Source organism: Chitinimonas koreensis, from assembly GCF_014353015.1.
Classification (GTDB): Bacteria; Pseudomonadota; Gammaproteobacteria; order Burkholderiales; family Chitinimonadaceae; genus Chitinimonas; species Chitinimonas koreensis.
Map to the genome: position 1 here is coordinate 4,309,171 of NZ_CP060704.1, position 12,825 is coordinate 4,321,995.

The 12,825-nt window shown below is 71.8% G+C and carries 10 protein-coding genes; 7 read left to right on the forward strand and 3 right to left on the reverse strand.

Going from position 1 to position 12,825, the window contains the following annotated elements:
- Window positions 1–144: 144 nt before the first annotated feature.
- Window positions 145–933, forward strand: coding sequence for an SGNH/GDSL hydrolase family protein (locus H9L41_RS18030; protein WP_157461897.1), 789 nt, complete (start codon window positions 145–147; stop codon window positions 931–933).
- Window positions 934–1,268: 335 nt separating this feature from the next.
- Here the strand turns inward: H9L41_RS18030 and H9L41_RS18035 are convergent, their stop codons facing one another.
- Genes H9L41_RS18035 through H9L41_RS25110 form a run of 3 tightly spaced genes read right to left on the reverse strand, consistent with a single transcriptional unit; the run spans window position 1,269 to window position 5,646 of the window.
- Complete coding sequence (locus H9L41_RS18035; protein WP_187523520.1) at window positions 1,269–3,464, reverse strand: FtsX-like permease family protein; 2,196 nt, start codon at window positions 3,462–3,464, stop codon at window positions 1,269–1,271.
- Window positions 3,443–3,694, reverse strand: a complete 252-nt coding sequence (locus H9L41_RS18040) for a hypothetical protein (protein WP_187523521.1) — start codon at window positions 3,692–3,694, stop codon at window positions 3,443–3,445. Before H9L41_RS18040 ends, H9L41_RS18035 begins: the two co-directional genes overlap by 22 nt.
- On the reverse strand, window positions 3,691–5,646 hold the full coding sequence (locus H9L41_RS25110) for an ATP-binding cassette domain-containing protein (protein ID WP_265583830.1): 1,956 nt from the start codon (window positions 5,644–5,646) through the stop codon (window positions 3,691–3,693). The genes H9L41_RS18040 and H9L41_RS25110 overlap by 4 nt, the downstream gene beginning before the upstream one ends.
- A 100-nt stretch (window positions 5,647–5,746) precedes the next feature.
- On the opposite strand from H9L41_RS25110, the gene H9L41_RS18055 reads away from it, so the two are divergent.
- The 6 genes from H9L41_RS18055 (at window position 5,747) to H9L41_RS18080 (ending at window position 12,785) form a co-directional block, all read left to right on the forward strand.
- Window positions 5,747–6,313, forward strand: coding sequence for a response regulator (locus H9L41_RS18055; RefSeq protein WP_169730152.1), 567 nt, complete (start codon window positions 5,747–5,749; stop codon window positions 6,311–6,313).
- A complete protein-coding gene (locus H9L41_RS18060; protein WP_028445331.1) occupies window positions 6,303–7,475 on the forward strand; it encodes a sensor histidine kinase in 1,173 nt (390 codons plus the stop codon). The genes H9L41_RS18055 and H9L41_RS18060 overlap by 11 nt, the downstream gene beginning before the upstream one ends.
- Before the next feature lie 516 nt (window positions 7,476–7,991).
- Complete coding sequence (locus H9L41_RS18065; protein WP_028445332.1) at window positions 7,992–10,103, forward strand: TonB-dependent siderophore receptor; 2,112 nt, start codon at window positions 7,992–7,994, stop codon at window positions 10,101–10,103.
- 346 nt (window positions 10,104–10,449) lie between these two features.
- Window positions 10,450–10,737 carry a hypothetical protein gene (locus tag H9L41_RS18070; protein WP_034606355.1) on the forward strand — a complete coding sequence of 96 codons (288 nt, stop codon included), beginning with the start codon at window positions 10,450–10,452 and terminating at the stop codon, window positions 10,735–10,737.
- A 22-nt stretch (window positions 10,738–10,759) separates the two neighbouring features.
- A complete protein-coding gene (locus H9L41_RS18075) occupies window positions 10,760–12,454 on the forward strand; it encodes a PepSY-associated TM helix domain-containing protein (RefSeq protein WP_028445334.1) in 1,695 nt (564 codons plus the stop codon).
- The gene (locus H9L41_RS18080) at window positions 12,447–12,785 is read left to right on the forward strand and encodes a DUF3325 domain-containing protein (RefSeq protein WP_028445335.1); all 339 of its coding nucleotides are present in this window, start codon (window positions 12,447–12,449) and stop codon (window positions 12,783–12,785) included. Before H9L41_RS18075 ends, H9L41_RS18080 begins: the two co-directional genes overlap by 8 nt.
- Window positions 12,786–12,825 lie beyond the last annotated feature (40 nt).

Here is a 12,825-nt window from a genome sequence, read left to right on the forward strand (position 1 = left end):
TCGGCCGCCCCACGGCGCCTCGGCCCGGACCGATCGGCGTAGCATGGCTGCACGGGCCTGCCGCGGCAGGCCCGCCATCGCTCCGGCATGCATCGCAGCGAGCGCGGCCGGGCTCGACCAAGACCACGGCAAGGAGGACGCATCATGGCTGGCAGAGTGTATTGGGGTACCCAGGCCTGGCAGGCCGACACCGACAACCCGCCGGAACCGACGCTGCTGCTGATCGGCGATTCCTGGTTCTGGTATCCGTTCAACAACCTGGCCGGCGAGATCGCCGCCCAGCTCAAGGACAGCCACTGCCTGCTGGTGATCGGCAGGAACGGCGCCGAGGCGCAGCAATGGTCGGCCGGCCGGCTGCGGCGCGACATCGATGAGGCCTTCGGCTGGTTCGGCGCCGGCGCCCGTGCACTGCTGCTCAGCGGCGGCGGCAACGACATCGCCGGGCTGGACGACTTCGGCGAGATCCTGGCCGACGACTGCCGGGCGGCCCAGACGATCGCCGACTGCTATACGCCGGGCCAGCCGGACGCCACGCTGTGCAAGGTGCAGGCCGCCTACCGCGAGGTGATCGCCCGCTTCCGCCGCTACAACGCGGAAGCGCCGGTGCTGTGCCACAACTACGAGAACGCCTGGCCGACCGGCCAGGGCCTGTTCGGCCCGTCCAAATGGCTCAAGGCGCCGATGGACCAGGCCGGCGTGCCCGACACGCTGCGCCGGCCCGTCTTCGCCGACCTGATCGCCCGCCTGCACCAATTGCAGCAGGAGCTGGCCGACGACCCGCAGACCGGCGCCATCGTGCCGATCCGGAGCGCGGGGACGCTGCCCGACCAATTGGACGTCTGGGCCAACGAGCTGCATCTCACGCCCGCGGCCTTCGACAAGATGGTCAAGGATGCGTGGATGCCGGCGCTGAAGAAGCTGGGTATCCGCTAGCGCAGCCGCGAGGCGCACGGCGAGGCGCACGGCAGCCAGGAAAAAGCACGCCCGCCGGCGCGATGCCATTAAGTTAAGCCGGAATACACGGCCGTAGGTCGGGTTTCATACCCGACAGCGACCTCGATCAGCGGCGCTGTCGGGTATAAAACCCGACCTGCCGCTCCTCATACCCGTCAGTTAAGCCCCTATGGCCTGATTTAGAGGACCGTCCAACGCAAAAAGGAGCGCTGAATGCGCTCCTTTTTGCATCACTCGGCGGATTGGCCACTCTTAACTGACTTGACTGGCATTGCTCCCGCCGGCGTGCTTTTTTCATTCCGGCCGCGCCGCGTTCAATCCAGCGCCTCGATCGGTTGCAAGGCCAGCGCCAGCCGCAGGTGGCGCAGCGCCGCCAGCGTGACCACCGCCACGGTCGCCGCGCTCGCCACGGCCAGCGGGACGACCAGGCCGTCGACCGGGTCGACGCGCTCGACGAAGTCCGCCAGGTAGAGCCGGCCCAGCCAGGCGGCCAGCGGCAGGCCGGCCACGGCGGCCAGCAGCAGCGGCCAGGCGAACTCGGCCGCGACCTGGCCGGCGATGGCGCCGGGGCCGGCGCCGTGCAGCCGGTGCAGCACCAGCTCGGTGCGGCGGCGGCGCAAGGTGTCGGCCACCAGCGCATAGGCGCCCAGCATCGACACCGCGACCGCCAGCAGCGCGACGAAGGCCAGCACCGCGGTCAGCAGCGCCTCCTGCTCGTAGAGGAAGGAACGCAGCTCGTCGGCGGTCCAGACCTTGTGCAGCAGCTGCGGGCCGTGCGCCTGCCACAGCTGGTCGAGCGCCAGCCGCAGCGCCTCCGGGTCCGGCCCGTAGACGGTCAGGTCCCACTGCGGCTGGTCGCTGACCAGGAAGCCCTGCGGCATGGCCGCCTCGCGCGCCGACTCCTGCTTCACGTCGCCGATCACCGCCACCACCCGCCGCAGCGCGCTGCCTTCCTGCAGGTAGTCGCCGCCGCCGGTCAGCGTGGCGCCGATGGCCGCCTGCGGGCTGGCGAAGCCCAGCGCGCGCGCCGCCTTGGCGTCGAGCACCAGCCGGCCCTCGCCGCTGCCGGCCCAGGGATCGCCGGCCAGCAGCTTCATGCCGTAGGTCTCGAAGTAGCCGGCGGTGACCGTGGTCAGGCGCAGCAGCTGCTTGTGCCGGTCGGCGCTCACGTGCAGCTCGGTCGGCCCGCTGGTGTCCAGCATCGGCCGGGCGTTGCTGAAGCCCCAGTGCCGGACGGCGGGATGCTGCTTCAACGCCGTCACGAAGGCGCCGAGATCGGGCAGCGTGTCGTCCTGCACGATGGCCGAGAGGATCAGCCGGTCGCGCGTCTGGAAGCCGCGGTCGGCCTCCAGCAGGTACTGGTGCTGGGCCGACATCACGCCGGTCAGCGACAGCAGCAGCAGGGCGCCGCCGAGCTGCAGCGCCAAGAGGCCCTGGCGCAGCCGCCGGCCCCACGGCCCCTCGCTGGCGGTGCGGCCCTGCAGCGCCGGCGCCGGTGCGCGCCGCAGCGCCAGCCAGGCCGGCAGGCCCAGCAGCAGCGGCAGCAGCGCCAGCACCACCGCGGCGAGGCCGGCCAGCGCCTGCCACGGCAAGGGATCGGCGATCGGCTGCTCGGGCGGCAGGCCGACCGCGCCGCCGAGCAGCGGCGCCAGCCACCAGGCCAGCAGCAACGCGCCGCCCGCGCTGAGCAGCAATTGCAGCAGCGCCTCCGCCGTCCACAGCTGCAGCAGCTGGCGGTTGTCGGCGCCGAGCGCGCGGCGCAGCGCGGTCTCGCGCTGGCGCTGCAGCAGGCCGGCGGCCTGCAGGTTCATGGTGTTGAACGCCGCCAGGATCAGCAGCAGCACGCTGGCCGCGCCGAGCGCCCCCAGCAGTTGCCAGCGCACCGCGTTGTCGGGGCCTTCGAACGGGAATCGGTCGAGCGGGATACCGCGGAAGAAGGCGGCTTCGCGGCCGGTGCGCCATTCGGCCGGCAGCTCGGCGTACTTCGGGCTGGCCAGGAAGGCCGCGCGCATCCAGCCGCCGACCTGGTCGGCCGAGGCGCCGGGCCGCAGCCGGCCGTAGACGCGGCCGCTGGCCAGGTAGATCGCGTCCAGCGCCGCCTCGTCGCGGACGTTGTTGCGCAGCTCGCGGCCGACCAGCTCGAAGCTGGCCATCGCGTCGTGCGGGCCGAGCGGGCTGCGCGGGTCGATCGGCGGGATCACCGCGGTGACCAGGTAGGACTTGCCGCGGCTCTCGACGCTGCGGCCGAGCGCCTGCGCCGGCGGAAGCTCGCCCCACAGCTTGCGCACCAGCGCCGGCGTGACCGCGATGGCGTCGACGCGGCCTAGCGTGGCCTTCAGGTCGCCGTGCAGCGCCCGGATGCCCAGCAGCGCCGGCAGGTCCGGGTCGGCGGCCAGCACCGGCACCCGCTGCAGCACGCCCTGCATGCGCACGTCCAGCGCCTCGCTGCTGCTGCGGCTGATCAGGTCCAGCGGCGCCTGGCGCGCCTTCAGCAGCGGGCCGAAGACCACCGGCGCGGCGATGAACCAGTCGCTCGGCCGGCCCGGCGGGTTGCCCTGAAATCCAGCAGCACCACCCGCTCGGGCTCGGCCACCGCCGGGTCGGTGCCGGCCAGCGCAAGGGCCAGCAGCGCCACCAGCAGGGCCACCGTCATCGCCAGCATCAATCCGCCGACCGCCACCGCGGTGGCCGTGCCGCGGCTGCGCAGGCCGCGTACCGCTTCGCTCAGCAGCGCCCTCATGCCCAGTGCTCCGCCTGGGCGTCGACCAGGATGCGGCCGTCCAGCAGCCGCACGCTGCGCGCCGCCTGCGCCGCGTGCTCGGCGCTGTGGGTCACCATCACCAGGGTGGTGCCCTCGTCGTTCAGCTCGCGCAGCAGCTGCATCACCTCGCGGCCGTGGGCGCTGTCGAGGTTGCCGGTCGGCTCGTCGGCCAGCAGCAGCGCCGGCCGCGCCGCGATGGCGCGGGCGATCGCCACGCGCTGCTGCTGGCCGCCGCTGAGCTGGCTCGGGTGGTGGCCGGCGCGGTGGGCCAGGCCCAGCCGGTCGAGCACCTCGGCCACGCGGGCGCGCTGCTGTCTGTCGGAGCCGTTGCCGTAGCGCAGCGCCAGCTTCACGTTGTCCTGCACGGTCATCTCGTCGACCAGGTTGAAGCTCTGGAACACGAAGCCGATGCGGCCGCGGCGGATCGCCGCCAGTTCGCGGTCGCTCTTGCGGGCGACGTCCTCGCCCTGCAGCAGGTAGCGGCCGCCGCTGGGCCGGTCGAGCAGGCCCAGGAGGCCCAGCAGGGTGGACTTGCCGCAGCCCGAGGGCCGGTGATGGCGACGTATTCGCCGGCTTCGATCTGCAGGTCGATCGCGTCCAGGGCCGTGGTTTCCACGGTACCGGCGCGATGGCGTTTGCTCAGTTGCTTCAGTTCGATCATGGCAGGGCAAGCCTTTCGGCGTCGGAGGGGGTTGGGAGAGCAGGACCTGCTCGCCGGCCGCCAGGCCGCCGAGCACTTCCACCTGGCCGGCGGCGCGCCGGCCCAGCCGCACCGCGCGGCGCCGCAGCTCGCGGCCGTGCAGCACGTACAGCCGGGTCTGCACGCCGGGGCCGTCGGGCAGCAGCAGCGCCGGCGCCGGCCGGCTCAGTTGCAGGCGCAGCTCGACCGCCTGGCCCGGCTGCAGCGCGGGCGGCGGGCCGCTCCAGCGCAGCAGCACGCGGACCTTGCCGCCCTGCACCTGCGGCAGGGTCTGCACCAGGCTCAGCGGGCCGTCGGCGCTGGTGGCGAGCTGGCCGGCGCGCAGCCGCGGCAGGTAGTACTCGTCGACCTCGGCCGCCAGCTGCATGCCGCCGGCCGGGTCGTCGATGCGGCCGAGCCGGTCGCCCGGCCGCACGCTGGCGCCGACCTGCAGGGTGAAGCCGCTGAGCTGGCCGGCGATCGGCGCGGTCTGCTGCAGCCGCGCGCGCGCCTCCTGCAACAGGCGCAGGCCGTGCTGCAGGCCGTCGACCGCGCGCGCCATCTCGGCCAGCGACTGGGCGTGGATGTCGGCTTCGATGCGCTGGTCCTGCCGCGCCTGTTCCAGCAGCTGCGTGGCCAGCGCCTGCTGGCGCCGCGCCTGCTCGAGCGCGGCGGCCGAAACGAAGCCGGCCGCCGCCAGCGGCGCCAGCCGGCCGTAGTCGGCCTCGGCCTGCTGCTGCTCGGCTTGCAGCCGCGCCAGCTCGCGCCGGTTCTGCGCCAGGCTGGTCGCCTGGGCACTGCGCTGGGCCGAGACGTTGGCCATCTGCTGCGCCACTTCGGCGCCGCGCTGCATCAGCAGCTGTTCCTGCTCCGGGCTGCGCAGCCGGTACAGCGGCGCGCCGACCTCGACCCGGTCGCCGTCGCGCGCCTGCACGCTTTCCACCAGGCCGGCCTCGACCGCGTCGAGCTGAACCGAGCGGATCGGCTCGGCCCGCGCCCGCAACGGCAGCTCGTCGCGGAACAGGCCGGCCCGTACCGGCGCCAGCTGGGCCGCACGCACCGTCTGCAACTGCGGCTGGCGCTGCCAGGCCAGCAGCAGCGCCAGACCGAACACGGCCGCCGTCGCCAGCGCGGCCAGCATCGGCGTGCGCCGCCAGCGCGGCGGCGGCAGCGCGCGGTCCATGGCGGTGCCGCGCTGGACGGTATCCGCGGCGGCGCCGGCGATCGGATCGGGCAGGGTCGGCGAGTTCATGCCGTGCAGATTCGGGCCCGCCGCCGCCGCGGCCAAGCCCCCTGTCCGCTTCCGGACAGCCGGCTGGCGCAGCGCCGGGCCGGCTGCGAAGATGCGGACCGTGACCGATTCCCCGCTCCTCCTCCTCGACGACGATCCCGGCGTGGGCCTGGCGGCGCAGCTGCTGCTGCAGCGCCGGGTCGCGCCGATCACCTGCCTGCGCCGGCCGGCCGAGCTCGCCGCGGCGCTCGATCGGCTGAACCCGGCGGTGCTGCTCTTGGACCTGAACTTCGGCCCCGGCCGCACCGACGGCGCCCAGGGCCTGCGGCTGCTGGCCGAGGTGCAGGCGCGGCCGCAGCCGCCGGTGGTGGTGGTGATGACCGCCTATGCCGATATCGAACTGGCCGTACAAGCGCTCAAGCGCGGCGCCTTCGATTTCATCACCAAGCCGTGGGACAACGTGCGGCTGATCGCCACCTGCCGCGAGGCGCTCGAACGCGCCCGGCCCTCGCCCGGCCAGGCGCCGGCGGCGGGTGCAGCCGAGCCGACGCGCTCGCTGGCCGCGCAGGAGCGCGCCGCAGTGCTGGCGGCGATGGCCGAGGCGCAGGGCAACCTGAGCGCGGCCGCGCGGCTGCTCGGGCTGTCGCGCGCGGCACTGTACCGGCGGCTGGAAAAGCATGGCCTCTGAAGCGCTGCGCCTCGCCGCCGCCGCGCTGCTGTGGGCGCTGGCCGGCGCGCTGGCCCAGGCCGCCGGCCACTCCGCCCGCAGCGGGCTGGCGGCCGCCGCGCTGGCGCTGGCCGGCTTGGCGGCGGCCTGGCCACTGGCACGCCGCCGCCCTGCCCCGCCGCCGGCCGCCGAACCGCCGCCGCCTCCGCCCGACCGGCGGCTGCTGACGCTGCTGCAGGCCCAGCTCGAACACCTGCCGGTGGCGGCCTGGGTGCAGCTCGACGAAACCACGCTGCAACCGCTGAGCAACCGCGCCCGCCGGCTGGCGGCGCCCGGCGCGGTGCGCGACAAGGAAGCGCTGTACCGGCTGCTGCGCACCGCAACGGCCAGCGGCCCGCTGCTGCTCGACACCGAGCGCGGCGGCGAGCGCTGGCAGCTGCAGCGCCAGCCGCTGTCGCTCGACGGCCAGGCGCAGGTGCTGCTGGCGCTGGTGCCGCTGGAGAACGAACTGGAATCGGAATCGCTGCTGGCCTGGCAGCAGCTGGTGCAGGTGCTGACGCACGAGATCATGAACTCGCTGACGCCGATCAAGAGCCTGAGCCAGACCGCGCTGATGCTGCTGGACGAGCCGGACGCCGGCGAGGAACTGCGCACCGCGCTCGACGCGATCGCCCACCGCGCCGACGGGCTGTCGCGCTTCGTCCACACCTATCGCCGGGTCAGCCAGTGGCCGGCGCCGATCATGGCGCCGGTCGACCTGCGCGATTTTTTCCTGCGCCTGCAGCAGGCGGTCGCGCCGGCCTGGGCGGCGCGCGGCGGCGAGGCGAGCTTCGAGCTGGCCTCGCCCAGCCTGCGGCTGCAGGCCGACGAGGGCCAGCTGGAGCAGGCGCTGTTGGCGCTGCTGCAGAACGCCGAGCAGGCCACCGCCGGCCAGGCCGCGCCGCGGCTATGGGTGCAGGCGCGCCAGGGCCGCGGCGGCCGGCTGCAGATCAGCGTGCGCGACAATGGCCCGGGCGTGCCGGCCGGGCTCGAGCGCAAGATCTTCCTGCCCTTCTTCTGCGCCCGCGAGGGCGGCCAGGGCATCGGCCTGACCGTGGTGCGCCAGCTGGTGCACGGCATGGGCGGCCGGGTGCGCCACGTCCGGCCGCTCGAGGGCGGCGCAGCCTTCGTGCTGAGCTTCTGAGCGGCGCACCGGCAACCGATCTCCCCGCATGCATCGGCGCGTCCGCGGACGAAGCCGTTCCGCACGACCATCGGCCCTGACCGGCATGCAACGGCATTTCCAGGCCAAACCGTTTATGTGCAGCGCCACTGCAAAAAGTTTCGATTCTCATTTACAATCAATATCAATTCTCATTCAGATTTGAATGTGCATTGCCGATCGCAGGGTACCGCCCTGCGGCGTACCCCCTGTCCGGGCGCACCTCTGCCGAGGTTTCTCTCTGCGCGATGAAGACCCTTGGCGGCAACGACCGCCGTCGCTTGCAGAGTCGGCGGCATCGTCGCCCGGCAATGGTCCGGATCGTCGGTCGATCCCGCTTTTCCCGGCAGCGAGGCCCTCCTTCCAGCCGGCTGCCAAACCGCTTTCGTGAACCTCCCAGGAGTCCCCGCCATGTCCCGCCGCCGCAGCGCCGCCCCGTACGCCGAGCGCCTCCGACAACTCGCGCAGGCCATGTCCGCCGCCCGCTTGCCGAGCCCCATGCTGCGCCCCGCCATGCAGCTGGCGCCGGCCGGCGCGCTGCTCGCCGCCGCCCTGTGGGCGCCGAACGCGCAGGCCGAGACGGAGCCGGCGGCGGCAGCCTCGGCCCAGGAGAGCGAAAAGGTGGTGATCACCGGCAAGCGCAAGCACCGCGTATCCAAGGGCGCGACCAACCTGAAGCTGGAGATCAAGGACACGCCGCAGACGATCAGCACCATCGACCAGGAGACCCTGCGGGACTTCGGCGCCACCGGCAGCAACGACGCGCTGCGTTTCGGCACCGGCATCGTCGTCGACGAGTGGGAAACCAACCGCACCAGCTTCCAGGCGCGCGGCTTCGACGTGATGCTCACCCAGGTCGACGGCCTGGGCATGACCAACGACTGGGGCCTGGTCGAGAGCCAGAAGGACACCTACCTGTTCGAGCGCATCGAGCTGGTCCGCGGCGCCAACGGGCTGCTGACCGGCGTCGGCAACGCCTCGGGCACCATCAACTACGTGCGCAAGCGTCCGGGCAACAGCGACGGCGGCGAGGTGATCGCCAGCGCCGGCTCGCACCATCTCAAGCGCCTCGCGCTCGACTACAACAAGGTGCTCACCCCGGACGGCGAATGGGCCGGCCGCCTGGTCGTCGCGCACGAGGACAAGGACTCGTACATCCGTGCCCTGCACAACCAGCGCAGCACGATCTACGGCGTGGTCGACGGCCAGATCGGCGACAACGGCGTGCTGACCGTCGGTTTCACCTACCAGGACGCCAAGCAGCGCTCGCCGATGTGGGGTTCGCTGACGCTGCCGCGCGCCGACGGCACGCTGGCCGAGTTCGACGTGTCGGCTTCCACCTCGCAGGACTGGACGCGCTGGAACAACCGTTCGCTCGACGCCTTCGTCGAGTACACCCACGCGCTGTCGAGCAACTGGGAAGGCAAGCTGACCTACAACCGCAACAAGGGCGAGAACGCGAGCAAGCTGTTCTACGCCTACACCCTCACCGGCGCGCTGGAAAACGACAACACCGGGCTGTACGGCTGGCCCTACCGCAGCGAGGGCGACACCCGCGCCGACGTGATCGACGCCAACCTCAACGGGCGGTTCGGCGCCTTCGGCCGCCAGCACGAGGTCGTCGTCGGCCTGAGCCACTCGAGGCAGAAGAACAAGGCGGTCGGCTACGACGCCACCGGCTACATCGGGCTGCCGCTGCCGGCCTTCCCGTATGCCGGCAACGTCTATCCCGAACCGGCCTGGGGCGCGACCTCCGTCGCGGCGGACGGCAAGCAGCAGATCACCCGCCTGTACGCCGCGGCCCGGCTGGCGCTGACCGAACGCCTGAAGGGCATCGCCGGCGTCAACGCGATCAGCCTGAAGCGCAACGGCACCTCGATCTACGGCGGCGGCGTCGCGCTCGACAACGAGAAGACCGACAAGGTCAGCCCCTATCTCGGTACGACCTACGACATCACGCCGGACGTGCTGGCCTACGCCTCGTATTCGGACATCTTCCAGGCCCAGGACCAGCGCGACGTCCACGGCGCCTTCCTCGCGCCGATGAAGGGTATCAACGCCGAAACGGGCGTGAAGGCCGAATGGCTCGACCGCAAGCTGCTGACCACCTTCGCCGTGTTCAGCGCGAAGCAGAAGGGCCTGGCGACCGAGGCCGGCTTCGATCCGGTGTCGCAGCAGTCCTATTACGAGCCCAAGGACGTGAAGTCGCGCGGCTTCGAGATCGAGGCCAGCGGCCGGCTCGATGCCGATACCAAGGTCTCGGTCGGCTATACCCAGCTCAAGCTGACCGGCCCGGACGGCAAGGACATCTACGAATGGGTGCCGCGGCGCACGCTGAAGCTGCTGGTCGAGACCCGCCTGGCCGCCCTCCCCGCCATGCGGCTCGGCGCCGCGACCCGCTGGCAGTCCGATGCCGACAAGATCGGCGGCGCGCGCCAGGACGCCTACCTGCTCGCCAACGTCTTCGGCGCCTACGATCTGACCAAGGACGCGACGGTACGGCTGAACGTCGACAACCTGTTCGACAAGAAATACCTGCGCACGGTGCAGTTCGGCGCGATCTACGGCTCGCCGCGCACGGCGTCGGTGTCGCTCGAATACAAGCTCTGAGCGAGGTTGGCGAGAAGATAGCCAAGCACCCGACTCCGTGATCCGCCCTGCAAAGCCGGGCGCTTTGGCGCATGCGAAGATCGACGAGTGATTGCGGTTTTATTCCACTCCCCCACCCTCGCCGCCGCGAGGGCGCCTCGCTAGCGCGAGATTCGCGCCTTTCTCGACTGCTTGCAGGAAACAGGGGCGGACCGCGGTCCGCCCCATCCACCCGATCCTGGCCGTGCGCCGGGCGGCGTGGTGAAGGAGAAAGTGGCGTCCGCTTCCGGGCGCCGCTTTTCGCGTTTTAGCCGGCCGGTTTCGGCCGGCGACGAATTTGTCGGAGCATCCGTCCTTGTCCGAAAGCATGACGAACCGCCTGCTCGTGCTGGCCCGCATCGCCGCCGCGCTGCTGGGCGGCTACCTGTTCACCTGGGGGCTGGCCGCCTGCGCGATCGCAGCCCTGGTCGCCGCCGGCACCGATTTCCACGAAGCCGAGCATGCGGTGATGCTGCTGGCCTTCATCGTCTTCCTGCTCGCCTTCCTGTGGTCGTTCGCGGGCCGCAGCCTGGCGCTGATCTGGGCCGTGCTGGCCGGCGGCGGCGCGACGATGACGCTGGCCGCCTGGCTTCTGCAACGCAGCCTGCTGCACTGAATCCGCGACAGGAATCACCACGATGTTCCAAAGCTTCCGCCATTCGATGACCTGGCTGCACACCTGGTTCGGCCTGACGCTGGGCTATGTGCTGATGGTGTGCTTCTTCTTCGGCTCGCTCTCGGTGTTCGACCGCGAGATCGACCGCTGGGCGCTGCCCGATACGCGCTTCCCGGCGCAACCCGCGCCGTCGTTCGACCAGGTGCTCAAGCCGATCTACGCCAAACTCAAGCCGCACCCGGTGGACCTGGCGGCCACCCGGGCGCGGGTGATCGGCGAGCTGCCCGATCCCGCCACCCTGCCGATGTCCTCGCTGTACTACTACACCACCCACCGCGACCCGGTGCTGGCCATCGGCGCGGAATTCGACGTGCCCAACAAGCCCAGGGACGCCGCCGACGAGCATCAGCACGTGCACGGCTGGGCCACGCTGGACCCGCGCACCGGCGCCTTCCTGTCCGAGGGGCAGCTCAAGCTGGGCAGCGAGTTCTTCTACCCGATGCACTACAGCCTGCACCTGAACTGGCAGAACCTGGGCTATTGGGTGGTCGGCCTGGCCGCGCTGGTCATGCTGGCCGCGCTGGTCAGCGGCGTGGTCTTGCACAAGAAGATCTTCCGCGAGTTCTTCACCTTCCGCCCCTGGAAGCGCACCCAGCGCAGCAGCCTGGACCTGCACAACCTGAGCGGGATCGCCGGCCTGCCGTTCCACTTCTTCTTCGCCTTCACCGGCCTGGTGATCTTCGCCAGCATCTACCTGCCGCTGGCCGAGACCCTGCTCGCCCCCCTGCACAAGCAGCATGAAGCGATGGAGGCCGCACGCACCGGCCTGGCCCACGAGGCGGCCGGCGTACCGGCGCCGCTGGCCTCGGTGGACGCCATGGTGGCCGAGGCCAAGCGCCGCTGGGCCGCGCGCAACATGCCGGGCGAGGTCGGTTACCTCTACATCAACCACCTGGGCGACAAGAACGGCTACGTCAGCATCTTCCGCGCCGGCAACGACCAGGTGGCCCTGGTCGGCCAGGGCGTGCACTTCGAAGCCAGCAGCGGCCGCGTCATCCGCGAAGACCCCCCGCCCTCGGCCGTCATGAGCGTCAACGAATTCCTGACCGGCCTGCACCTGCAGCACTTCCGCCACTGGCTGCTGCGCTGGCTGTACGTGCTGGGCGGCCTGCTGGGCTGCGTGTGCATCGCCACCGGCTTCATCTTCTTCGTCGAGAAGCGCAAGGCGCAGCACGCCAAGCGCGGCAGCATGGGGAGCCGCGCGGTCGATGCGCTGGCGGTCGCCGCGGTCACCGGCATGGTGATCGCAGCCGTCGCGATGCTCGCCGCCAACCGTGCGCTGCCGGCCGACCTGGCGGGCAAGGGCGGCTGGGAGGAGAAGGTGTTCTGGGGCGCCTGGCTGCTGAGCTTCATCCATGCCGCGGCGCGCAGCGGCCCGGTGGCGCAGGGGCGCATCAATCCGGCCTGGCGCGAACAATGCTGGGCGCTGGCGGCGCTGGCCGTCGCGGCGGTGGTGCTGAACTGGATCGGCACCGGCGACCACCTGGTCAAGACCCTGTTCACCTCTACCTATTGGCCCGTGGCCGGCCTGGACCTGAGCCTGCTGGCCGCCGCGGCGATCGCCGTCTTCGCCGGCCGCAAGCTGGCCCGGCATGAACGCCACGCCCGGCCGTCGACCCACGCAGCACCGAATATCAGCGAGGCGCTTCATGGCTGAACCGATCTGGCTGTACCAGGCAGGCGCCGCAGCGGCCAGCGTCGTCGGCTTCGCCTGGCTGTCGCTGGCGATGGATGCGCACTGGCACCAGGTGCACGGCGGCACCACGCCCGCGCGCGCCGTGCGGGCCACGCTGCGCGCGCTGGGCACGGCGAGCCTGCTCGCCTCGGCCCTGCTGTGCTTCGCCGCCGACCGGCCGTCCATGGCGGTCCTGGTCTGGCTGATGCTGCTGGCCGGCTCCGCCCCGCTGATCGCGCTGACGCTGGCCTTCCGGCCGCGCCTGCTGCGGGCGGCCTGGCCGTGGGGCGACCGTATCGCAAGGGGTCGGTGAAGACCTCGGCGAAATGTAAAAAGGCCCGGCAGATGCCGGG